General features: G+C 48.9%; 23 protein-coding genes and 1 pseudogene. 13 read left to right on the top strand and 11 right to left on the bottom strand.

Annotated features, from left to right (window positions below):
• Positions 1 to 48 precede the first annotated feature (48 nt).
• A complete protein-coding gene (locus IPG80_RS15565; protein WP_345108509.1) occupies positions 49 to 1,800 on the bottom strand; it encodes a type IV pili methyl-accepting chemotaxis transducer N-terminal domain-containing protein in 1,752 nt (583 codons plus the stop codon).
• A 101-nt stretch (positions 1,801 to 1,901) separates the two neighbouring features.
• Here IPG80_RS15565 and IPG80_RS15560 point away from each other — a divergent pair, with 101 nt between their 5' ends.
• From IPG80_RS15560 to IPG80_RS15545, 4 genes are all read left to right on the top strand, one after another.
• Positions 1,902 to 2,996, top strand: a complete 1,095-nt coding sequence (locus IPG80_RS15560; RefSeq protein WP_345108506.1) for a hypothetical protein — start codon at positions 1,902 to 1,904, stop codon at positions 2,994 to 2,996.
• Entirely contained in the window at positions 2,993 to 3,694 is a 702-nt protein-coding gene (locus tag IPG80_RS15555; protein WP_345108503.1) for a Crp/Fnr family transcriptional regulator, read from the top strand. Before IPG80_RS15560 ends, IPG80_RS15555 begins: the two co-directional genes overlap by 4 nt.
• 317 nt (positions 3,695 to 4,011) lie before the next feature.
• On the top strand, positions 4,012 to 6,054 hold the full coding sequence (locus IPG80_RS15550; RefSeq protein WP_345108501.1) for a cytochrome D1 domain-containing protein: 2,043 nt from the start codon (positions 4,012 to 4,014) through the stop codon (positions 6,052 to 6,054).
• Positions 6,055 to 6,188: 134 nt separating this feature from the next.
• The gene (locus IPG80_RS15545) at positions 6,189 to 6,872 is read left to right on the top strand and encodes a Crp/Fnr family transcriptional regulator (RefSeq protein ID WP_345108498.1); all 684 of its coding nucleotides are present in this window, start codon (positions 6,189 to 6,191) and stop codon (positions 6,870 to 6,872) included.
• Between the two features lie 58 nt (positions 6,873 to 6,930).
• Here IPG80_RS15545 and IPG80_RS15540 read toward each other — a convergent pair whose 3' ends face one another.
• On the bottom strand, positions 6,931 to 9,105 hold the full coding sequence (locus IPG80_RS15540) for an HD domain-containing phosphohydrolase (RefSeq protein WP_345108495.1): 2,175 nt from the start codon (positions 9,103 to 9,105) through the stop codon (positions 6,931 to 6,933).
• A 221-nt stretch (positions 9,106 to 9,326) separates the two neighbouring features.
• Between IPG80_RS15540 and IPG80_RS15535 the strand changes: the two genes are divergently transcribed.
• From IPG80_RS15535 to IPG80_RS15495, 9 genes and pseudogenes are all read left to right on the top strand, one after another.
• Positions 9,327 to 9,638, top strand: coding sequence for a cupin domain-containing protein (locus tag IPG80_RS15535; protein WP_345108491.1), 312 nt, complete (start codon positions 9,327 to 9,329; stop codon positions 9,636 to 9,638).
• On the top strand, positions 9,635 to 10,003 hold the full coding sequence (locus IPG80_RS15530; RefSeq protein ID WP_345108489.1) for a hypothetical protein: 369 nt from the start codon (positions 9,635 to 9,637) through the stop codon (positions 10,001 to 10,003). The genes IPG80_RS15535 and IPG80_RS15530 overlap by 4 nt, the downstream gene beginning before the upstream one ends.
• An 18-nt stretch (positions 10,004 to 10,021) precedes the next feature.
• Complete coding sequence (locus tag IPG80_RS15525) at positions 10,022 to 10,555, top strand: cytochrome b/b6 domain-containing protein (RefSeq protein WP_345108486.1); 534 nt, start codon at positions 10,022 to 10,024, stop codon at positions 10,553 to 10,555.
• Between the two features lie 29 nt (positions 10,556 to 10,584).
• Entirely contained in the window at positions 10,585 to 11,388 is an 804-nt protein-coding gene (locus IPG80_RS15520) for a VIT1/CCC1 transporter family protein (protein ID WP_345108484.1), read from the top strand.
• Positions 11,389 to 11,469: 81 nt separating this feature from the next.
• Positions 11,470 to 11,895 carry a hypothetical protein gene (locus IPG80_RS15515; RefSeq protein WP_345108482.1) on the top strand — a complete coding sequence of 142 codons (426 nt, stop codon included), beginning with the start codon at positions 11,470 to 11,472 and terminating at the stop codon, positions 11,893 to 11,895.
• A 1-nt stretch (position 11,896) separates the two neighbouring features.
• Positions 11,897 to 13,075, top strand: coding sequence for a hypothetical protein (locus tag IPG80_RS15510; protein WP_345108479.1), 1,179 nt, complete (start codon positions 11,897 to 11,899; stop codon positions 13,073 to 13,075).
• 591 nt (positions 13,076 to 13,666) lie between these two features.
• On the top strand, positions 13,667 to 14,086 hold the full coding sequence (locus IPG80_RS15505; RefSeq protein WP_345108476.1) for a secondary thiamine-phosphate synthase enzyme YjbQ: 420 nt from the start codon (positions 13,667 to 13,669) through the stop codon (positions 14,084 to 14,086).
• 122 nt (positions 14,087 to 14,208) lie between these two features.
• Positions 14,209 to 14,511, top strand: a pseudogene (locus IPG80_RS15500) (secondary thiamine-phosphate synthase enzyme YjbQ); the annotation flags it as partial.
• Between the two features lie 9 nt (positions 14,512 to 14,520).
• Positions 14,521 to 15,039 (top strand): type 1 glutamine amidotransferase domain-containing protein, encoded by a 519-nt coding sequence (locus IPG80_RS15495; protein WP_345108473.1) that lies wholly within the window; start codon positions 14,521 to 14,523, stop codon positions 15,037 to 15,039.
• On the opposite strand, the gene IPG80_RS15490 is transcribed toward IPG80_RS15495, so the two are convergent.
• The 9 genes from IPG80_RS15490 to IPG80_RS15450 form a co-directional block, all read right to left on the bottom strand.
• Positions 15,031 to 15,879 carry an alkaline phosphatase family protein gene (locus tag IPG80_RS15490; protein WP_345108470.1) on the bottom strand — a complete coding sequence of 283 codons (849 nt, stop codon included), beginning with the start codon at positions 15,877 to 15,879 and terminating at the stop codon, positions 15,031 to 15,033. The two genes, IPG80_RS15495 and IPG80_RS15490, sit on opposite strands and share 9 nt — an antisense overlap.
• Before the next feature lie 21 nt (positions 15,880 to 15,900).
• Complete coding sequence (locus IPG80_RS15485; protein WP_345108468.1) at positions 15,901 to 16,962, bottom strand: ABC transporter ATP-binding protein; 1,062 nt, start codon at positions 16,960 to 16,962, stop codon at positions 15,901 to 15,903.
• 18 nt (positions 16,963 to 16,980) lie between these two features.
• On the bottom strand, positions 16,981 to 17,814 hold the full coding sequence (locus IPG80_RS15480) for an ABC transporter permease subunit (RefSeq protein ID WP_345108465.1): 834 nt from the start codon (positions 17,812 to 17,814) through the stop codon (positions 16,981 to 16,983).
• On the bottom strand, positions 17,811 to 18,701 hold the full coding sequence (locus IPG80_RS15475; RefSeq protein ID WP_345108462.1) for an ABC transporter permease subunit: 891 nt from the start codon (positions 18,699 to 18,701) through the stop codon (positions 17,811 to 17,813). Before IPG80_RS15475 ends, IPG80_RS15480 begins: the two co-directional genes overlap by 4 nt.
• 84 nt (positions 18,702 to 18,785) lie before the next feature.
• Entirely contained in the window at positions 18,786 to 19,931 is a 1,146-nt protein-coding gene (locus tag IPG80_RS15470) for an extracellular solute-binding protein (protein ID WP_345108459.1), read from the bottom strand.
• Between the two features lie 167 nt (positions 19,932 to 20,098).
• Positions 20,099 to 20,971 (bottom strand): inorganic phosphate transporter, encoded by an 873-nt coding sequence (locus IPG80_RS15465; protein ID WP_345108457.1) that lies wholly within the window; start codon positions 20,969 to 20,971, stop codon positions 20,099 to 20,101.
• A 10-nt stretch (positions 20,972 to 20,981) separates the two neighbouring features.
• The gene (locus IPG80_RS15460; RefSeq protein WP_345108454.1) at positions 20,982 to 21,602 is read right to left on the bottom strand and encodes a DUF47 family protein; all 621 of its coding nucleotides are present in this window, start codon (positions 21,600 to 21,602) and stop codon (positions 20,982 to 20,984) included.
• Positions 21,603 to 21,636: 34 nt separating this feature from the next.
• Positions 21,637 to 23,073: a trimethylamine methyltransferase family protein gene (locus IPG80_RS15455; protein ID WP_345108451.1), complete on the bottom strand. Its 1,437-nt coding sequence runs from the start codon at positions 23,071 to 23,073 to the stop codon at positions 21,637 to 21,639.
• Between the two features lie 26 nt (positions 23,074 to 23,099).
• The coding region (locus IPG80_RS15450) for a PfkB family carbohydrate kinase (protein WP_345108447.1) at positions 23,100 to 24,188 on the bottom strand (1,089 nt) is incomplete at its 5' end.

Genomic DNA, 24,188 nt, shown 5'->3' with positions numbered 1-24,188 from the left:
CATTTGGGCTGGGCTGGGAAGAGTCAAACCCTTTTCCGTTGTCGGCAATCAGCAACTCATAAACATGATCTTTTTAGTAAATTGCACAATGATCTGGGTTGGGTAAGCATGAGAAATCGCATTGGTTAACGCTTCACGTACTATATGAATAACCTGTTCGTTTACCAGAGGCGGACAATTGCATGGGGATGCGGTTTCACATCGCCACGCAATCATGGCGTTATGTTGGGCAGAAAGCTCCTTTGCCACACCCTGCAATTGATCACAAAGGTCAGAGTTGATCGGGTTTTCATCCATCAGCCGATTAATGGCTTTGCGTACATTTCCTGTGGCTTTTTCGATGGTCTCGCGAGTCAAATGCAATCTTTCCAAGGCTGCCTGATTCTTTCCATTGGAGAGCAATTCAACCACCTGATCGGTCATCAACCCCAAATAGCTAAAAGTCTGCCCCAACCCATCGTGCATGTCTGCCGCAATACGACGGCGCTCCTCAAGTGCGGCAATTCGCTCTGCCTGTTCATACAAACGGGCGTTTTCAAGGGCAATTGCGGCTGTATTTGCAAGTTTCGTGAGCAGATCGGTGGATTCACCGCCAAATCTTTGTGTGCTGGTACTACCTACGCATAACGCGCCAATGATCTGATCATTGCTTCGTAAAGGAGCTGCCATATGACTGCTGCGATATTTATCAGACAGGATCGAGCAGCCTTCACGGCAGGTATCAATACCGCAAACCACAGCCCTCTTACTATTAAGAATAGAATCTGTCAGATCATGTTTTTTTATGACGGTTGTATCATCAACTGCTGCATCTGCATTTCCGCTAAATGTTTGGAGTTTAAGCAAAGGCTGATTCGCATCCAACAAACACAAGAATGAAACATCCCCATTCAAAAGTTCGCTGGTTTTATTCGTCACCGAACTTAACACCTGCTGAATATCAAGGCGTGAAGTGATTTCCTGGGTGACGACGTTAAGTGCTTCCAATTCCCGTGTCCGCTGAGAAACCCGTTTCTCCAGTGTATCGTTCAGGTCAATCAAATCCTGCTGGGCAGATTTCAACCCGAGACGCATCCCATCAAATGATTGAGATAACCTCTGCATTTCTTCTGGTCCCTGCACCTGCACGGGTGTTTCAAGATCATTCCCTCCCAAATTTTCAGCCGCCACTCCCAACTCAGACAAAGGTTTCAACACAGACTGGCGTGTCACCCATGCCCCACCGGCGAGCAATACCAATGCAAAGAATAAAAACCCCAATTGAATGTTGCGTAAAATACTCAACTTCGCCGTTGAGTCTGCCTCATATAACTGCACAACCACATCCGCTTGTCGAGCAAGAATCGCAGATAGGATTTCAATCTCTTCAATGGCGGATGAGTTACCAAACTTATTCGTCGATATCTCGTCAACCGCATCAATCGCCGTGCGGAATTCCACCCAACTTTGGCGCACATCTTGTAATGCTTCCAATATCTCAGGGTTATTTGTTTTAGGGATCAAAACATAATTATCTGGTAAGTAGAGGGTTGATCCGCCATGCTCAAGTGCCGTAAGTGTCTGCTCAAACGTATTCTCCGCATCCACCAGCATTTCACTTGCCCCCCCATTTTCCTGCTCTCCAATCGCAAGCCGCACCATCAATTGAACCAACATCCGCTGCCGACCTGCAAGGTTGATGATTAGCGCATCATTCTGTTGAGTCTTTACGCCCCAAAACGTTGCGCCTACTGAAGTAAGCACAAGCAGAACAAATGCAAAAAACAAGGCGCTTAATCTGCCTTGAAGACTCTTCAACATATATTACCTTTTTGGTGTAGCACTATCTTGAAATTATACCCCTCAGGCATGATGCATCGTCAATCCTAAAATAGCACAAAAACACGGTGTAGAATAACCCCATGAAAGCATTTCCGAATCGTCACCCTTTACCATTTCTCTTCCTTGCCATCCTCGGTCTCCTTGCTGCGCTATGGGCAGGGCTCATGCGCCTCGGCTGGCAGTTGCCTGCGCTCACCCCATCGCTTGCCATGTTACATGGTCCCGTAATGATCTCTGGATTTTTAGGCACTCTCATCACATTGGAACGTGCCGTTGCGATGAAACAAAAGTGGATGTACCTGCCCCCGCTTCTTTCTGGACTGGGCTGGCTGGTTGCCACCATTTTTCCAAATCTACCCTTTGGCGTGATCCTCCTAACGCTCGCCAGCCTCGGTGGAGTTGCCATTCTGGCAGAGATCGTCCGCCGTGAATTTGCATTACATACTGTAACCATGTTCCTCGGCGCAATTGCGTGGCTCATAGGGAATCTCTTATGGACATTCGGCTGGCAAATCTATCAAGTCGTCTTTTTCTGGATGGCATTCCTTGTGCTGACCATTGCGGGCGAAAGACTTGAGCTAAGCCGCGTTCTGCGTCCTACACAAATGCAGCAGATTCTCTTCGGCGGCATCATTGCGATTTTTATGGCTGGCATCATCCTCGCCTTGTTCAACCTTCAGCTCGGCACACGCCTTAGCGGACTAGGGTTACTGCTGTTACCACTTTGGTCACTGCGTAATGATATTGCCTGGCGCAATGTTCGGCATAAACTTCCACTCACACGTTACATTGCCTGGTGCCTCGCGTTCGGCTTTCTCTGGCTCGGCATCAGCGGCGGATTAAGCCTGATTTTTGGTGCGCAGGTTGCAGGTCCAAGATATGATGCGGTTCTTCATGCCGTTTTTGTCGGCTTCGTCATCTCCATGATCTTCGGTCACGCCCCCATCATCTTCCCCGCCATTCTTGGCGTACCCATTGACTTTAAGCCCGCTTTTTATATTCATCTTGGGTTATTGCACGGCTCACTTGCCGTTCGCATCCTTGCAGATTACGCCAACCTGCATACATTGCGCATGTGGAGTGGGCTGCTGAATGAAATTGCCATCCTCGTTTTTATTGGCATGACGGTTCACTCTGTTCTACAAAGCAGAAAAACAGAATTAAAAACACCATGAACATATCTTTGAACGATCTCCGCAAGATCAGTGTCTTTCAACATGCAACAGACGCTGATTTGGATTTGATCTTAAAAAACAGCATCGTACGTTCCATTGAAGAAGGAGAATATTTCTTTCTTCAAGGCGACGAAGCCAAATACCTGTACGTGTTGGTCACTGGGCAGGTCAAACTGATGCAATCAAATCCCAATGGGCAGCAGGTCAATTTACGGACGATCTATCCGTGGCAGATGTTCGGGGCATTGGGCGCTACGCGTGGGGAAGACGCAATTTATCCTGCAATGGCTCAAACACTTGAATGCAGTACAGCGATTGCCATTCCCAGCCACTTCCTGCGCACCATGATGGAAACCCGCTCATACCTGTCTTTTGATCTAATGAACTTAATGACCACTTATATTCAAGAGTTGCAGACTAGATATCGGGAAATTGCCACAAATCGAGTCGAACAGCGAATCGCCAATGCATTAATTCGTCTTGCGCAACAGTCTGGAATTCGTTCAGGCAAAGATGCAGGAATTGAGTTATTTTTTTCTCGAAAAGATGTTTCGGAAATGACTGGGGCAACTGTCTTCTCGGTCAGCCGCTTGATCAGTGAATGGGAACGAAAGAGCATTATCAAAGCAGGCAGGGAACGTATTCAAATTTTGGATCCGCACGCCCTTATGCAAATCGCGGAGGGGCATAAAGAATAAGTGACATTGTGAAACAAATAACTAACTAGGCGTAAATTGCGCTATCGCAATGAAAAAGATGGGGAAATAAATTATTGTACGCGTCGATGAATGAGGCGCTAAACATTCACGAAGATACTGTGGCAAACACTTTAAGCAAGGCTCCCCAAACGCTTGTTGTTTTTATCAATTCAAAACAGCATGTGTGGGCTGCCATTTCGCGCGATTTTGCACGCTTGCTTATGTTGTTGCGTCATATCAACTCGATGAAAAAGACTTCTTGAATGCACTGTCCTTAAGCCTCAAACAAAAACAACCTTCCGAACGAGGAGAATGATATGAAAAGAACGTCTCGTATGTTGAGCCTTGCCCTGCTGCTCCTAGGGTTAATGGCTCTGGTTTGGGCGTGCGCGCCCGCTGAAGAACCCATCGCTGTTGAACCAGTGAAACTTGAACCGCAAGCCATTGTAGATGCCGTGACCAAAGGCGGATGCAGCGCCTGTCATGCCATCCCCGGCGTCCCGGGCGCAGTCGGCGTAATTGGTCCTGACCTTGCAAGTATTTCCACCGTCGCCGCAGAACACATTGCGGATGGCAGCTACACCGGCAAGGCAAAGACCGCTGAGGAATTTATCCTCGAATCGATCACCAACCCGGAAGCCTATCTTTCGCAGCACTGCCCGGCTGGAATGTGCCAACCCGGTCTGATGCCCGCCACGCTAAAAGATACGCTCACCAGTGAAGAGATTAACCTGATTGTTGGCTACCTTGCGACCCTGCCAGGTGGTGAATCGATCATGACAGATGCAAATGTTGCGGTGGATACATCCAACGCCGATGTCTCCCTGTCCGAAGAAGATTTTGCATGGGCAAAACAAACCTTCTTTGATCGTTGCGCGGGCTGTCATGGGACGCTGCGAAAAGGCGCGACGGGTCCTGCCCTCACCCCCGACCTGACTCTTGCAAAAGGAACCGTTGCCCTCTCCTCGATCATTTTCAATGGCACTCTCAAAGGTATGCCCGACTGGGGCAAACAGGGCTTCTTCACGCAGGAACAAACCGACATCATGGCGAAGTACCTGCAAAACGAACCGCCCACCCCGCCTGAAATGTCGATGGAACAAATGAAAGCAACATGGAAGGTTTTCATCGCTCCCGAAGACCGCCCCACCGAACCGCAAACCACACGCAATTGGCAGAATTACTTCTCAGTCACACTGCGCGATGCTGGTCAGGTAGCGATCATTGACGGCGATACCTATGAAATCGTCGCCAAAGTGGATACTGGTTATGCAGTTCACATCTCGCGCATGTCCGCTACCGGACGCTATGTCTACGTGATCGGACGTGATGGCAAGCTTGCACTTGTTGATCTTTGGATGGAAATCCCTGAAAAAGTTGCTGAAGTACAAACTTGTTACGATGCTCGTTCGGTTGAAGTCAGTAAATATGAAGGCGAATTGGGCGATTTCACCGATAAATATGCCATCGTCGGCTGTTACTGGCCTTCCCATTTCACCATTCTCGATGGGCAAACCCTCGAACCAATGAAAATTACCAGCGTGCGCGGCTACACCGCTGACACCAACACTTATGTGGGTGATCCGCGCGTGGCTGCCATCCTCGCCTCTGAGTTCAAGCCCGAATGGATCGTCAATGTTAAAGAGACCGGGCAGGTCTGGCTGGTTAATTATCAAGACCCGATGAACCTGACTATCAAGATGATCAACTCTGCCTTGTACTTGCATGATGGCGGCTGGGACTCCACGCAACGTTACTTCCTGGTAGCAGCCAATCAGTCCAACAAGATTGTGGTGGTGGATGCGCTTGAAGGTGATCTCGAAGCAATGGTAGACACACCGGAAGTTCCCCATCCCGGACGCGGCGCCAACTGGATCGACCCTGAATTTGGTCCCGTTTGGAGCACGCCACACCTCAGCGCCAACTCTCTCATCGCCATTGGCACCGATCCTGAAGGAAACCCCGACAGCGCCTGGAAGGTTGTCCGCAATATTGAACTTCCCGGCGCGGGCAGTCTGTTCGTCAAGACACATCCCAATAGTAAATGGGTTTGGGTAGACTTTGTGTTGAACTCAGATGAAAAACTTCAGCGCAGCGTATGTGTCATTGCCAAGGAAAATCCCACAGAAGTTTACAAATGTTGGGAGGCTGCAGATTACGGACGTGCCGTCCACTTTGAATACAATATGGATGGTACCGAAGTCTGGGTCAGTATTTGGGGCTCTGCTGATCAGCCAGGCAAGACAGGCGAAATCGTTATCTACAATGATGAAACCCTCGAAGAAATTGCCCGCATCAAAGACCTTATCACCCCTACTGGCAAATTCAACGTCTACAACACCATTCATGAGGTCTATTAAAAGCTAAGTAAATCAATAAAAAGGACTGTCGACATGAAGTCGACAGTCCTTTTTATTAAGGAAAGATCATTATAAACATGTGTGATAAAGTATTATCAAAATATGAATAAGACGATTCATAGCCAAGGACCCTAATGCAAAACGATATACTTCTCAGACGACTGCAAGATTTTGAATTCCTGCGCGGACTGGATCATGAAACCATGACAGCTCTTGCCAATAGTGCCATGTGGAAAGTATTTCCGCCTCATGCGGTCGTATTTTGGGAGGGCGATACCGAGTCCAATTTGTATTACCTGCAATATGGTTCGTTGAAAGCCTTGCGAACCGCACCGGATGGACGCGAACAAGTGTTACGCTTTTTGGATGCAGGCGAGATATTCAATGAGATCGGCGTGCTGGCGAAACGTCCCAACCCTGTGACAGCGGTGGCTTTGGAAGAGTCGGGCATTTGGCTTATTCCACGCCATGCGTTAGAAGAAGTGGTGATGAAATATCCGCAGACGGCGTTGCAGATTATTGGCAACATGGCAGATAAGATTATCAGCCTGGTCACGCTTGCGGCGGATCTGTCGTTAAAGACGGTTGAAGCACGCTTTGCCAAACTGTTATTGGATTCAACCGAGGGGGATGTAATTGAACGCCGCCGCTGGACGAATCAGACGGAGCTGGCGGCACACTTGGGAACTGTGCCTGATGTACTTAGCCGTGTCATTCGTGAATTGACGAAGGCGGGGCTGATCGAGATGGATAAACAACACATCCGTATTCTGAACCGTGCAGGCTTGGCGGAGCGAGCCATGCTTCAGGAAGATTAATGTTTGGGTTGAAAACCCGACACTATGAGATAGCACCTCAGACAAAGTACATTGCATATTATTTCTTATCAATCAATCTTAAGAACACTTCTACAACGCTTGGATCAAAATGTGAACCTGCCTTTTGGCGGATATATTCAATAGCTTTATTTTTTGCCCATGCAGGGCGATATGGGCGGTCACTGGTCAGCGCATCAAAGACATCTACCACGGCAAATAGTCGTGCAGCCAGCGGAATTTCCTCCCCCTTTAGCCCGCGTGGGTAGCCAGTACCATCCCATTTTTCGTGATGACAATACGGAATATCCAACGCGGGTAGTAAATATGCAATCGGAGACAGCATTTCATAAGCAAGTTGAGGATGCTGCCGCATCATTACCCACTCATCATCGCTTAGTTCTCCTGCTTTTCGAAGAATATTATCGGGTATACCCATTTTTCCAATATCATGGAGTAATGCACCATGCTTTATATGTTTTAATTCGACATGGCTAATATCGAAAGCTTGAGCCAATTGAAGAGTTAGGTTGGTAACGCGCAAGGTATGTTCTTCTGTTTCTTTGTCGCGCAAATCGAGTGCGCGAGACCAGCCTTCGATAGTTGTATCGTATGCCAGGGTCAGATCTTGAGCTTGTTGTATTGTTTGCAAGTGGAGAATTTCTGCATGTTTACGGGCAGTGTGCTCAGCTTCAAGCAGGCGGGTATTCTCAATGGCAATTGCTGTCTGGTTGGCAAGCAGGGAAAGCAAACGAATCTCATCTTCGCTCCATTGCCGGGGAGATTGGGAATATACTGCTATGCTGCCTAGTGCCTCTTCGCCCATTAACATTGGAACAATCAATGATGATGTCATTATTATTTTTTCATCTACCAAGTTTGTTTTCAATTGTCTTTCAAGATTAATGTCTGGATTAATGATGGGCATCTTCAATCGAATAGATTGAACTATGGCGGAGTTATCGGCAAGCAAAACATCAACAGTATCCTGTGTTTTCCGGGGCGAGAATCCCAAATCAGTTTCCAGGGAAATTTTTCCATCCGAGGCAACCAAAACTAATGTAACATATTCAACCCGTAACGCATTAGAAACGACTTTTATGGTTTGATTCACGATGATTTGCAGTTTGCGTTCTCCCAAAAGCATTTGTCCATGCCCGAGCAGGATTTGCTGTTCGAGAGTACGCTGTTCCTTTGCCTGTTCATACAAGCGAGCGCGCTCAATTGCAACTCCAATCTGATCGCCAATGGAGTTGAAGAGTCGATAATTATCAATCGTAATGGCAGAGCCTGATGGAGGCACTATATTGAGATTGCCCAACAGCAAAGTTCCAACACGAACAGGTATACTGGCATGGGAATGATAAGGGTAATCGGGACTCTTAACTTTTTTTAGTTGTTGACATTCAACGATTTTGATTGCTGCATCCAGCTTTCCGAGTTGCAGCAACTCAATACAACGACAGTGGGTTCGCATGGCAGACCAGTCGGCAGGGTCTAATTCGGGTGGCAGGTTATAGGACGCCGCAAGTCGGTTCTTTTGGAAACCATCCAATAGTACAACCCAGCCGCACCTCATATTCATGGTTGTTACAACAGCCTCCAAGCTTTGTTCCAAAGCTTCCTGAATATTTGCAGAACGATTCAAGGCATTTGCCACAGTCTGCAATATTTGTAACTCCTTTAATTGTTCTGAGGTTTGCTGAAAGAGATGCGCGCGTTCAATTGAAACACCAAGGTGTTGTCCAATGGCAGTCAGAATTTCTAGCAAAACAGCATCTGGTTGAATTCTTTTTCTAAAATACAGCATAATTGTGCCCAGAAGTGAGTTCATGCCGGAAAGCGGGACACATATCAGCGAACAATAATGCGCCTGCTGTGCCAGATGCTGCCGTTGATAGTTTTCTTCGTTTTCGATATCAGGGATTAAAAAAGCGCTTTGGTTTGAAATTGCAAGACCAGGTAAGCCTTTCCCAATGGGAAACCGAATATCCAAAGAGCCGGATATAAAAACGATGTCTAAGTTGTACTGAGTCGTAAACTGCAATTCCCCAGATGAATTAACCAAATGACATTCTGCCCCATCTGCCATTGCTAGTTGTGCAGCTTGCTCCAATGCCGTTGATAAGACTGTTTGGGTATCGGTCCATGCATGAGTCATCGAGATTAGCTTGTTTAGTACAGCCAATTGAGATGCGCGGAAGGTCGGAGTATGCCTTGGTTGTTTAGAATTCATGGTTTATCCATATGCAGTGAAAAGCATTATCAGTAGTTGATTACTTCCGAGGATAGGTTGATTGTAATAGAGATTATTCGGTAGTTCGCTCGTGTAATGATATCAATTTGGCGGAGCGAGCCATGATTCGGGGAGATTGAGGTTTGGGTTGAAAAACCCGACAAAAGTCGGGGCAGTAGGCGGGGACTTCCAGTAAAGTCAGGCATATCAAAGGAGACGATATGTCCGACATCTATTTCACAGATACAAAATCGAAAGCTGTCTTTTCGGCAGAAGGTCCAAAACCGCAATTCCTGATCGACACGCCAAAGTTCAAATCACTGGTTGTTGGGCTGGAGGCGGGCGGGCAAATTCCCGTTCACACTGGCGAGGCAGCGATGTATCACTTTCTCGAAGGTGAAGGCTTGATGACGGTGGGCGATGAAACTTTTGCCATCAAACCCGGTGTGACGGTGGTGGCGCCAAGCGGCACGAAACGCGGCATGAACGCAAAAACGCGCGTGGTGTTTTTGGGCGCGAAGGGTGAAGCGTGATCTCCAAACTAAAAACCGCGGGCGTGCTTGCTTTTGTGGTTGGCGTTCTCTCTATCTTTGCGGGCGGCATGGCAATGCGCGGTTGGAATCCAGGTTACTCTGTGTTGGGCTGGCTGCCTGTTTATAACTTTGTGATGGGCGTGCTGACGGTTTTCATTCCAGCTATTTTGCTTTGGAGGGAGAGCCGCCATGCGGGGGCTTCTGCGCTGATCTTCTTCGGAGTCCATGCGGGTGCAACCGTTTTGTTGTTGCTGGCATTTCGTGATGTTGTGGCAACTCAAAGCATTTTGGCGATGACTTTTCGGCTCGCGGTCTGGCTGGTCATTCTTGCACTGATTCGTGCTTCGGCGCAAAAGACAAAATAAGTTTTCAAGGAGAACAATATGACAAAAACATCCCCTAAAAAATATCATCCCATACAAGTGACACTGCACTGGCTGGTTGTGCTTCTGGTGGTCGCCGCATTTGTGATGGGCAAATCCATGAGCGGGCTGCCGAACGATGCGAATAAACTTGCGCCTTTGGCATTGCACATGGGCGTGGGAATTTTTACACTGGTTGTGATCGTGACACGTTTCATCACACGCATGAAACTCCCCAAACCTGAGCATGTTACAGCGGGCAATGCCTTCTTCGATTGGATCGGTAAAGCGGTGCATTATGCCTTGTATCTGCTGGTCTTTCTAACTGCGGTCAGCGGCATGTCGCTTTCGATGCAGGCTGGGCTGGTGCCAATTGTCTTCGGCGGTTCAAGTTACCCGCTCCCCGCAGACTTCTTCGATTTCACGGCGCGAATGCTGCATGGCTTCATTGTGCCTGCTCTGCTTTTACTGGTTCTGCTGCATGTCGGCGCGGCGTTCTATCATCAATTCATGCTCAAGGATAATCTTCTCGCGCGCATGTGGTATGGAAAATAATTGGGTCGGTACGCCGGCGAAAGGAAAAAATGTCGTTCTCGAAAAGAGTTGAAGACGCTCGCAAGGCATTCAAACGCGGTGATAAACAAGCATCTGCACTTGCTCATACGGATAATGCCATATCGACGGCAAATGAAGAACATGGCGGTGCAGGTAGTCAATACCTGGGCGAGATGGTGTACGGCGGACTGGATGGGATCATTACCACGTTTGCTGTGGTCAGCGGCGTAGCGGGTGCGCAACTTGGTACGCCTGTCATTCTCATCCTTGGGCTGGCAAACCTGCTGGCGGACGGGTTTTCGATGGCGACAGGTGCATATCTTTCCACGAAAAGCGAACATGAATATTATCGCAAAGAGTGGGAGCGCGAGGCTTGGGAGGTGGAACATTTCCCTGACGGCGAGCGCGCCGAATTGCGGGAGGTCTATGTCAAGCGCGGTTATACAGAAGACGAAGCGCGGCAATTGGTTGACATTCAAAGCCGCGAACCAAACCGCTGGGTAAAAGCCATGATGATAGACGAACTGGGCATGATGAAAGATGAAAGCAACCCGTTGATCAACGGTCTGGTTACATTTGCTTCATTTGTCATTGCGGGAGCCGTGCCGTTGGTTGTTTATCTGGTCGGACTCGCTTTTCCTATTTCGCCAGAAATGGCATTCCCGATATCGATAACATCTTCTGGATTAGCACTTTTTGCTTTGGGCGCAACCAAGGTGTTGGTCACCAAACTCAACCCGATCCGTAGTGGTCTGGAAATGCTGATTGTTGGTGGGTTGGCTGCATGCGTTGCTTATATTGTCGGTGCATTACTAAAGGGAATTGGCGGATAAATTTTGTAACACTAATTAAGAGCAAACTTCACGAAGAGTAAAAATATATTCGTGTGGTTTTGTGAATAAAAAGGAGAAAATATGAAAACAACTATTGGTAAGTGGAATATTGGCGTTGGATTGTGGGTTATGGCGTCCTTCATGATCTATGGCTTTGTCTTGATCTACCTGCGAGATTTTGCCCCCGGCAAAGAAGCCTGGATTGAATCTTACAACACGGGTGCGCATTTTGAAGCACGGCTTGCACATGTGCATGGCAATTTGTTCTCGTTGCTTAACATCGTCTTCGGCTTTTTGCTGATGAAACTGCAATTGAAAGACAACCTTGCCAGGTGGGCTTCGTGGCTAGCTTTGGCAGGCTTGCTTATGCCATTGGGAATTTTAGGTGAAGTGTATCTGGGCTTGCCTTATTACTTTGTGCTGGTCGGTGGGCTTTCCATCTTCCTCGCTACGGTTTTGCTGGGCATAGCCGTTGTGCAAATGAAAAACGAAACCAAAGGAAATTAACATGCCAATCGCTTATTTACTTACTACCCTCCTCTACACCTTCGTCGCATTGCTTGCGGCGGCAGATGCTTCACTCGTCAGCATGAGTGTTTTTAACGCCTTCCCTGCTTTGCGCTGGGTGCGGGTTCACTTCATCACACTGGGGATTCTCTCGCAGGTGGTCTTTGGTCTGCTGCCTTTGCTCACAGCTTCACTTTCCAAAAAAGCACGCCCGTCCATGCGCTGGGATATTTGGCTCACGCTCAACTCGGGTCTGGTGGCTCTCGTTGCGGGCTTTGGCGGCATGAACCACCCGATGATCTTCACAGGCGGCACGCTCATCTTCATTGCGGCACTCTTGCTGATGCTTCAACTCTGGAGCATTCGCGGCGGCGATGCGCCCGTCAGCCTCAAGTTTTATATCACGGGTATTTTTTATCTGATGGTCGGTATCATCATCGGCACAGGCTTGTTCCTCAACTGGAGCGATGCGCTGTACATCAAAGTGCCGCTTGAAGCGCACATCCATGCCAACTCGTGGGGCTTCATGTCGCTGGTCTTCGCTGGCTTACTCGTGGACTTTATCCCAATGGTCACTGGCAAACCACTTGCTTCTAAAAATGCAACCGCATATATTTTCTGGGGGATGACCCTCGGCGCGTTCGGTCTTGTGCTCGGCCCGTGGCTGGGCGGAAGTCTGCCTCCCACCGTGGCAGGTTTGGTCTTGCATATCTCTGCCACCGTCGTACTGCTCGTGTCAATGATCCGCACCTTGAATCAAAGCGGAAACCTGAACAGCGCGGGCGGATGGCATCTCGTCTCTTCCTATATTTGGATTTTATTGCCCGTGATGATGGCGCCGTTGTTGCTGCTCGGAATCCTTGAAGCGGGTCCCATCGAATCGACCGCGCCTCAAGCTTTAATTTATGGCTGGGTGCTGCAATTTGGCATTGCCCTCATCCCATACATTGCCCGCCGCTTCTTCCTGAAAAATGAGAAGCCGCAGTTGGGCGGATGTTGGGGCAGCCTTGCAGCCGCGAACCTTGGCAGCATCCTTGTTTGGGTCAGCATCTTCAGCGGAACTGCCGAGGGAATTATTTATGGCATTGCCTTTGTGTTCTACACGCTGGCGGTGATCCATCCTCTCAGGGAACTAACACAGATTGCGCGTGATGGATTAACAAAATACGAAACAGTATAAAATAGGAATCAAAAGCGCAGGAGAAAACCCTGTGCTTTTGATTCCTATTTTCTTAACGATTTGTGAGATCCTCAGTGAAACAGATTTTGCCTCTCTCTTGCTTATGCCACATCGACTCTTCTGACGGCTTGAATTCGCAACAGAAATAAAATGGTCGTCTTTCAGAATTAACCGACCAAAACAGATAACCTCACCGCGGAGTAAATCCTGATAAGATTCAACTTAATACAGAGTCACGGGTTTCGTATATATAAGTTTTCAATAATCTACTTCACAATCGCAATTAAATTAGCACAGAGTGGTTTAAATAATTTCCATAAACAATCAATCCACTTGTTGCTATCTATCAACAGTTTGTGCAATCCCAAGACCTTACCTGCTTTATACTTTTCCCATAAATTCATCTCTACAGGCAGGTTCCTATGCAAAATCACTTAACCGTTCTAGATCAAAAATATAGGACATCCAACTCAACTTCGAGAGACATTTCACCTCCCCGCTAGCTTACTCAACTTTAGCAACAAGTCTAGCAACATATCTATAGAATAAAGTAAAATTCCTTCATATGGAATACCAATGTGAGAGATCGTCATGAAATCCTATCGTAAAGAACTTTGGTTCAATCTCCCTACACGCCGTGGATTTGTTAATATTACATCGCAAGTAGAAACCTGCTTGGAAGAGAGTTGTATAAAAGAGGGCCTGATCTTGATTTCCGCCATGCATATAACAGCATCTGTATTCATTAATGATGATGAATCTGGACTTCACAATGATTATGAAAAATGGTTGGAAAGACTTGCACCGCATGAACCCGTCAACCAATATCGTCATAATGATACTGGCGAAGATAATGCTGACGCCCACATGAAGCGCCAAATCATGGGACGTGAAGTAGTCGTTGCTGTAACAGAAGGAAAATTAGATTTTGGACCTTGGGAGCAAATCTTTTACGGCGAATTTGATGGTCGCCGCCGCAAGCGTGTATTGGTTAAGATTATTGGTGAATAATAGAGTCCTCCCGAAACTGCCAAGAGGACTCTATTGGATGCCTTCAAATTATTTGGTTGGCTTTGTTTTTGATAAAAGTTGCACCAAATTTGGTGAAAGTTCAAAGTAGTAAGTGTGACAGACTCGTGAACGCCATGCATATTACTGCCTCGGTCTTCATCAACGACGATGAAAGCGGACTGCACCAGGATTATGACAAGTGGCTGGAGAAGCTCGCTCCGCACGAACCTGTCAGCGGGTACCGTCACAACGACACCGGCGAAGACAATGCTGACGCCCACATGAAGCGGCAGATAATGGGACGCGAAGTGGTCGTGGCTGTGACGAACGGTCAACTGGACTTTGGCACCTGGGAGCAGATCTTTTACGGTGAGTTCGACGGCCGCAGACGGAAGCGTGTATTAATTAAAATTATCGGTGAATAGGAGAGTAGCATGCGATTAAAAAACAAGATCATCGCGACCCTGATCGCGGAAGGCGTGGAAGACCTCGAATATTATGTCCCCGTGATGCGCCTGCAGGAAGAGGGTGCAAAAGTTCTATCAGCAGGGCTGGACCTCAAAACCGTGTGCGGCAAAAATGGATTGATCATCACTCCCGATGCGACGATCGAGTCATTGAAAGCCAGTGAATTGTACGCGCTCATCCTGCCAGGCGGCTGGGCTCCCGACAAGATCCGCAGATACGATGTGGTCAAGAACCTTGTGAAACAAATGGATGATGCAGGCAAGGTGATCGGCATCATTTGTCACGGCGGTTTGATCGCCATCTCTGCGGGCATCATCAAAAAAGGTCAGCGCGCCACTGGCTCAACAGGTATCAAAGATGACCTCGTCAACGCGGGCGCGGTCTGGGCGGATGAGCCGGCCTTTCGTGAACAGAATCAGGTTTGGGGGCGGGTAGTCGCGGATATTCCCGATTTTTGCAGGGAGCTTGTCGCAGCCTTAGTCTAATTTAAGTGGCGGATATTTCATCGTCGGCGGGACATCCACGCCCAAACAATTCAGAATGGTGGGAGCGATCTGCAAGTGCGAGACGATCTCACCTGTCTCGCCTCTCCCGGTACGGGACGGCCGGATGATAAACAAGGGGACATCCCTTTGCTCTGGCGTGGTGCCGCCATGCCCACCATCACTGTTGATCCCATGATCGCCTGTGACAAAGACCGTGTAGCCGCGCTCTATCCACTCCATGATGAGCGGTGCAAGTTTTGAATCCTGATAAATGGCATGGTTGCGATATTCCTTTGAATCTGCGCCAAAGGTCTCGCCATGATAATCCATGCCCATTGGGTGAAGCAATAGATAATCGGGGGAAAATTTGCGAACAAGATGCGCCGCACTGTTGAAAAGCTCAATATCCGGGTATTCATCTTGAGTGTAAAACCGTCCATGCTGAATATTGAGCGAGTCATCGTCAGTCTCTTGATCGTCTATCGGGTTGTAAGGAGCACGATTATATAATTCTGAATACCAATAATACGCAGCGGCAGCAGTGACCTTGCCCGCATCCTTCAAGGACTGAAAAACATTGGGCTTGTTCGATAGCCGTACAATGGAGTTAGCAACAATGCCATGCTCGCTTGAGGTCAAGCCTGTGTGAATAGTCTCATACATTGGACGCGACATGCTAGGCAGTTCACCGATGATCCTATGCAGGGTCGCCTGCCTGGACTCTACGAGATGCCCTAGAAACCCCATATTGGCTTTTGCCACATCGTAACGAAGCGCGTCAGAAATAACAAGAATCACCTTTGCCATCATGATCTCCAATAGAAAAAATTCGGAAGTCATTGAGACTTCCGAATTTTGAGATTAGTCGTCTAGCACCAGAACCGCTTCTTTTGAACATGTGACCTGGTCCTTGTCACCAATCTTGGGCAGGTCCAGGAATGGATTGTTGAAGGTATCCATGTTGAACTTGGTGTTGCCAATCTTCACCTGGATGCGGACAACCGAACCGAGGAATGTGATGTTCTCAATGGTGCAGTCCAGCACATTGTCCTTTTTCACTTCCGAGGTAAAGCTGAAGCGTTCAGGGCGAATGGCGATCTTGACCTTTGAACCTTTTGCCTTGCCTTTTGTACCCTGAGCAGAAACCAACTGCACACCGTCCATGGTCAACAGGTTACGGTCCGCATCAAGCACTTCGGCGTCTGCTGTATTAAGGGAACCCACAAAGTTCGCCACGAAGCGTGTGGTCGGGAAGTTGTAGATCTCAAAGGGAGTGCCGACCTGTTCCATCTCACCAACATTCATCACAACGATTCGGTCAGAGATCGAAAGCGCTTCTTCCTGATCGTGGGTCACGTAAATGGCTGTGATCCCCAACTCACGTTGAATCGCGCGAATCTCTGCCCTTAGTGAAATACGAATCTTGGCATCCAAGGCTGAGAGCGGCTCATCCAGTAAAAGCACCGAAGGGCGAATCGCCAGCGCGCGCGCCAAAGCAACACGCTGCTGCTGCCCGCCTGAGAGTTGATACGGATAACTATTCCCTTTGGCTTCAAGATGGATGATCCCGAGCATTTCAGAAACACGCTTTTGAACAATATCCTCGGGTTCCTTGCGGATGCGGAGACCAAAGCCGATGTTTTGCGCAACGGTCATGTTGGGAAATAACGCATAGGACTGAAAGACCATGCCGACATTACGCTGGCTCGGAGCCTTATCGGTAATATCGATCCCATCAATGGTGATCTGACCATGAGATGGGGTTTCAAACCCGGCGATCATACGCAGGGTGGTGGTCTTACCGCAGCCAGACGGTCCAAGGAATGAAACAAACTCGCCCTTCTTCACATCAAGATTGAAATCTTTTACAGCTGAGAAATCGCCAAAATGTTTCGAAATGTTTTTTAACGCCAGATGTGTCATTTGAATTCTCCGTCTAAATTAATGTCCGCCCGCAACCTGTCCCTGACCACCGGTGACCAATTGGATAATTCCCATGGCGGCCCAGGTCAAAAGAAAAGAGGTGAAGGATAATGCGGCAGGTTCATATGCGCGGTGCTGCCCGAGCAGAAAGAGGTAGGGACCAAATGCCTTTACACCGAGAAAAGAAGCGAGAACGACTTCACCGACCACGATGGCAAAGGTCAGCAGCGCGCCGCTCAACAGAGCGGTACGGACATTCGGCAGGATCACCTTTACAATAATCGTGTACCAACTTGCTCCAAGGCTTTGAGCAGCCTCGGTCAAAGTACGGACATCCACAGTACGCATACCCGTGTCAATGGAACGGTACATATAAGGCAGACCCAGCACCATGTAGCCGCCAATGATCAAAATATTGGTACCGAAAGAATAATTCGTCAGCGGTTGAATAATGGTCACTTCGGTAAACGGAACATTAAGCGGCGAACTGTAAACGCGGATCAAACCGAAAACAAGAATGATCGCGGGGATGACGAAAGGAAGCAAGGTGATAAATTCAACCACCCGGCGCGCTTCGGGCAGACGAAGGCGGATCCAATAGGCGGTCGGCACGATCAGGACGATGCTCATGATGATCGTCATTGAAGCGAGGAATACCGAGTACCCGAAGGTCTGAAGGAATTCCTCATCGGCAAATGCGCTTTCATATGCCTTGAAACCGACCACATCCCGCTCCATGCTCAGCGAAAATTCAAACGTAGCCAGCAAAGGCATGAGAAAATACAACACACCAAGCGTGAACCACAATGCGCTCCAAAACGGAAATTTTCTTAACCGGGTCAACAGGTTCATTTTAGCCACCTTTCGGTCTTAGCCTGAAGCCATGAATAGCCAGCCAGCGATACAGCCATGATAAAGACCATGCCCATCGCCATTGCATTTCCCAGGTTGGGGTTATGAAGCACATCCCCGCGGACCTGAGCGCCGATCTGAATTGTAATAATGGGGAGTCTTCCGCCGGTCAGGGCGTACGCAGTGGCGTAGGCGCCAAAAGCATTTCCAAATAACAAGATCATCGCACCCAAAATAGAGGGCAGGAGAACCGGAAGTGCGATCTTTAACCAGTATTGCATGGAAGTAGCGCCCAGGTTTTCAGCGGCTTCACGCCATTCCCGCTTTAGTCCGTCAAGCGCAGGCGCCATGATCAAAACCATCAACGGGAATTGAAAATACATGTAAGTAAGGCTTAACCCAAGGAAACTATAAAGGTTGAAGCCATTCTCATAAATATTGAAACCAAATAGATCTTTCAGGACTGTTGTGACGAACCCGGTGCGACCCAACGTGGCGACGAAAGCGAACGCCAACGGCACACCGGCGAAATTGGATGCCACCCCTGAAAAAGTCACCAAAGCGGATCGCAGCGGCTTGGGGAGTCCGCCCGCTGTTACTGAATACGCCAGTAGAAAACCAAATAACCCACCGCCCAGCGCAGTGACAGCACTGATCTTAATGCTCAACCAATACGAATCAAGAATGTACTGTTCAGTAAATAGCTGAATAACATTCTCAAGTGTAAAAGCCCCCTCTTCATTGGTAAAGCTGCCGATGAACAAACGCACCGACGGAAGGAAAATAAAAAGGATTGCAAATATCAAAAACGGTACAACACCGATCCAATTTTTTATATTGGATCTGGGGAGCGGCATTTGCGTGTTCGGGAGGGTGGTCTGGGTCATTTCGAATTACCTCAGAGCTTTCCTAATTGTGGTGAGACCCCACCATACGGCAGGGTCTCACTGATTTGAAACGAACGAACTGGATTATTCAGCAGCCTTGATGTCGGCGCCGACCATTTCATCCCACTTGGTGGTGATGAGTTCCTTGGCCTTGATCAATTGATCAGCGGTCGGGAAGACTGCGCCGGAAACATCGGGAAGCTTGGCGGAAAGCTCTTCAGGAACGACACCGCGGGCGCGCATATCGGTCTCGCGAGCGGGGTGGCAGTAGCCTTGCATCCACAGCAACTGGCCTTCATCCGAATAGAGGAATTCCATCCAGAGTTTGGCAGCATTCGGGTGCGGAGCGTAAGCGCTGATCGCTTGAACATAAACGCCAGCGAACTGACCGGTCTTCGGGATAACGAATTCAGCCTTGGGGTTGCCAGCGAAAGAGTCGATGGCGGCAAGAGCGTTGTAGTCCCAGGTCAAGCGGATGGGAATTTCACCTTTCGCAACAAGACCGTTATTGGCGATCAACGGGATCAAATTGCCAGCGGCGTTCAGATCGGCAAAGAATTCCAAGCCAGCGGTGGCATCATCGAGTGAGCCGCCATTGGCGAGCGCGGCGGCCTGCACGGCCTGGATCGCCTGGTTGGAAGTGCGGGGATCACCAGACTGCGCAACCTGTCCATTGTATTTCGGGTCAAGAAGGTCAGCCCAATCCTGGGGAACATCAGGTTGAACATCGGTGTTAACGAGGAAGCCCATCACACCGTAATAATCACCATACCAGTATCCATCAGCGCTCTTCATGCCGTCAGGAATGCTATCCCAAGTGGATACCTTGTAGGGCATGAACAGGTCTTTGTTCGGTTCGCCGAAGGAGAAACCCACATCAACGACGTCAGGAGCCTGGGGACCTTTGTTGTCCTTGTTGGCCTTGATGGCTTCGATCTCGTCGCCGGAGCCGGCATCGGGATTCAATTCGTTGACTTCAATTCCGGGGTACTTGGCTTTGAAAGCGTCGATCACGCCGCCGTAATTGCACCAGTCATGGGGCAAAGCGATCGTGCTGAGCATGCCTTCTGCTTTCGCAGCGGCATAGAGGTCGGCCATCGGGTCATTGGCAGCGGGTTCTTCAGCAGCAGGAGCTTCCGTCGCAGCAGCACCACCACCGCACGCAGCGAGCAAAGTCGCGGCAATAACGAACAGAGCGAGCAATTGATAAGCAAACTTGTTAGTACGCATTTCTCTCTTTTCTCCTTGAAAATGGTTTTTGTGAACAGTCGAACAAAGAGACACTTACAAGTAATGGGTTCCGAGCACCTCCATTCCGTTAATAGAACGTTAACATTTTAGCATTATCAATATTCAAAGTCAAACAACTTTGAATGGATTGATCTAAAGATGGGTGATCAGCCAGTAAATACCCGCCGAAAATAGTGCGCTGGCCGGTATGGTAATGACCCAGGCGGTAAGGATATCATCCGCCACCCCCCCCCAAGGATCACAACCGCGGATGTCAACTGCGTTGCAATACTATGGACCGGTCGGATCTTATAGAACTTTCCGCCCAGTGTGCGTATCAAACGCCAGCCGCCGACCGATGTGCCCAAAGCCATTGTACCCGCACTGACCAGAATAACCCAAAATGGAACAGTAAACTCCTGCTGGGTGCCGCTGATGATCAAGCTCAAGGTGATGATACCCATGGTCTTTTGCGCATCATTTGTGCCGTGACTGAAAGCCAGACCGATCACCGTAAAAAACTGACCCCTGCGGAAAAAATTATTAATGTTCGGGGTCGCATTCTGCGAAAGAAAGTAGATCACACGCAAAACAATAAAACCGATCACAAAGCCTATAACCGGGGATGTGAACAAGGCGATCAACACCTTTTCCAATCCTTCCAGTTTTATGCTCTGCCACCCAACAGAGACCATGGTTGCGCCGATCAATCCACCGATCAGAGCGTGAGACGAACTGCTCGGAATGCCAAAGAACCAGGTGATCATATTCCAGACGATAGACCCGCACAAACACGCCAGCAGTACATCCAAGGTGATGAGGTTTGAGTCGACAATATCGCTGCCGATGGTTTTTGCCACAGTGATTCCGAACAGGAAGGGACCAAAAAACTCTGCAATCGCGGTCATTCCCAGAGCCATGCGCGGAGAGAATGCGCGGGATGAGATCATGGTTGCCACAATATTGCTCGAATCGCGCATCCCATTGATGAACTCAAAGATGAGCGCAGAAATAATAACAATGTAAAGTTGTGAAGACATTAACGTCTTGTTATGCTTTCTTTACAACAATATCCGCGATGATGTTTGCGGCTTCATCACCACGGTCGGCGGCGTTCGATAAATGGCGATATACCTCGCGCAGTTTCAACATTTCAACCACATGATGTACATCTTCCGGTCCGCTGAACAGGTCTGCAATGGCTTCACGATAAACTGCCTCGACCCGATTTTCGAGCGCCTTGGCACGTTGAGCATGGTCGAGGGCCACCTTGGGATTCTTGGGCAAGCGTTGAACGCCATGCATGATCTCATAGGCTGCATCTTTCAAAAGGGATGCGATCCTCAGCATATAGGGAGTGGACTTCACCCGCAGAACCACCATCTCCATCACGGTCGTGTCTGCGTAATCCACCACGTCATCAATGGAACGAGACAGGGCAAAAATATCTTCGCGATCAAAAGGCGTGATGAAACTTCGGTTCAGTTCGTCGATCAAGATCCGCCGCACTTCATCCGCTTCTTTCTCTTTGATCGATAATTCTTCAGCCACCTCAGGGTCGCTGGTCTCAAAGTATTTGATCAACAGGCGCAGACCTTCGTAAGCAAGCGAAGCTTGTTGCTCGATCAAACTTTGAAAAACGCTTTCTTTTCTTCTAAAAAATCCAAACATATCAACCTTTCATCAAGCCCGTCCCAATGGACGATTATGCGATCGGGGTTAAGTCACCCGCGACAAGTCCAGGGAATTTTTCACGAAGCTTCGCATCGACTTCTGCTGAGATCAGCGGAGCCGTGTTGGTAGACATGACATCTCTGGCTTTCTTCATCGCGCGCGCGTGAATATCCAGAGCGCCTTTCTTCTCCCAAATGGTACGCGCGTCACGGTCGGCGATCTTGGTCATGACCGCTTCGGTCTTCATCCGGCTGATGGTGTGTTTGGCCGTGATGAACGATCCGCCCGGGCCGATCTCTTTGATCAACGGCAGACCCAATTCATCGTCATTGAAATGAACCCCGCGCTTCATGCGCTTCATCATCAATGCCACCTCATCGTCAATGACAGCCTTGGCAAAGTCAAAGGTTTTGAGCGCGTCGATCAGCCCGCCGATATTGAACATATCCATGCCAGAGAGCAAACCACCGATCGCAGACATACCGGTCTCGTACCCAGCTTGCGCATCATTCACCTTGGAATTGGTCAAACCAATATATCCGCCGCAAGGCACATCGTAAAAATGAGCAAGTTGTGCGAAAGCCATGTGAAGCATGCCGCACTCAATGCCGCCGGAGGTGTAAGCCCCGGTACGCATATCGGCAACTGTGCCAAGCGTGGCATAGATAGTCGGGGTTCCTTCCTTTACCATTTGCATCAGCAGCAGCCCGGACAAAAATTCCGCGTTACCCTGTGCGAGAGTTCCAGCCATTGACATGGGTGAAGTCAAACCGGCGTTCGGAACAATAGTCGGGTAGACCGGCAATCCCTGCTCTGCAAAGAACATCACGTTTTCTGTCGAAAGGTGATCCATTGTCAGCGGTGAAACGACCGGGCAATAATGATGAGTTAGGAAGGGGCGCTCCATATAGGCATCCCTGCCCCCGGCCACCATGTAAGCCATCTCCATCACGCTCAACGTGTCTTTCATGTTGGTTGTGGTCACACGCAATGGCTTGAGACAATACTTCATGGATGGGTACAGGCGCGAGACCGTGAATTGATCCGCGGGTGCATCGTCTGCCAATGTGGAAATGGAGAACACATCGTACCCGGGGAGTTCATTGATCAAGTGAGCAATACGTGCAATGTCGCCAGACTCAGCGCGTCGTTCATGCCCGGTAACAGGGTCAATAATATCCGGAGCAGAACTTGCGGTGATGATGACCGGGCTGTCCTGGGGGATTGTTTTATCGAATTTCGGATCGCGTGCATGGAAGGTAAACGAAGAAGGAACCATCTTCCGATACTTCTCTGTGACCTCGCGCGGGAATCGAACGCGTTCACCGTCGACCGAACAGCCGTGCTTCCTGAACAATTCACGCGCAGGCTCGTAGCGGACTTTCAGACCAACTTCTTCAAGGATCTCGAGAGAAGCTTCGTGAATACGCTCCACCTGTTCTTGCGTAAGCAAAGTTGCAAATGACATGGGTTCCATCCTTTGACAATAAATTTTTATTCGACCATCGATCTTTTTATCTTTTTGCGTTCGAGCTTTCTTTTCGGAAGGAGTTTCTCGGCAAACTTGCGACTTTCCTTCACCAGCATATTATCCATGAGCGGGTTGTCTCCTGGTATCTGGAAGAGCTCACGGATCTTCACAAACTGATCGTCACGGTACTGCATGCGTTCAATGCGAAGGGTGCGCGCCAATCCTTTGATCTCGGTGACCGGGAACATCTTCAACCCCGACCGGGTGACCTTCAAAGATGCGGCTGCGATCGCAAATCGAACTGTGTCTTCAAGACTCCAGCCATGAAGGTAGCCATAGATAAAGCCTGAGGAGAATGTTGCTCCGGCGCCTGAAGCATCCACCGCCTTCACTTTTGGAGCATACGCGCGAATGATCTCATTGCCTTGCACCACCATACACCCCTGACTAGCCATGGTAATGATGGCGGTTTGAATGCCGGATTTTATCAGTTTACGCGCCACACCCAGCATGGCTTGTTTTTTTCCGATCTGGGCTGCATCGGTCACTGCCTGACAAACTGTGACCATCCCCGAATACTTTCTCAACAGTTCAGGGTCTTTATGACCGTGTTCAAAGTTCAAGAAGACCGGGATGCGATACTTGCGAGCCTCTTGCATGGCACGCAGGATATGCTTATCTCCATCGTACCAATCAACATAGAGCAGTTTTGATTGCTTGATCAAGGACAGGTCGGCGGTGTCTAGAGTACCGAGGATCTGCTCGGACCTTTGCCAAAAGTAAGTGCGTGCGCCCTTTCTGTCTGAGACGTTCACCTCAAGCGGCGTTTTATATTTTTTTGTAAAACGCACCTTGCCTTGAACGCCAAAACCTTTGAGCGTGGACTCAATATGATGCCCCAAAAGGTCATCGCCCACCGAAGTGCCGATCATACCGGACGATACTCCCCACTGGCTGAGGTTGCACGCAATAATGGCGGCATCGTCATAAACGTAATCACTTACTTCATGAACGATGGCACCAGTGTTGATCTTGGGTAGTTTTTCCAGCGCCATGATGTAGACCGGAGTCAACATACCGAAGCCTACATAAGCGGGAGGGGGAGTTTTATT

It is taken from the genome of Candidatus Villigracilis vicinus, assembly GCF_016702885.1.
GTDB lineage: Bacteria > Chloroflexota > Anaerolineae > Anaerolineales > Villigracilaceae > Villigracilis > Villigracilis vicinus.
This window is presented reverse-complemented; position numbering and strand designations above follow the sequence as displayed.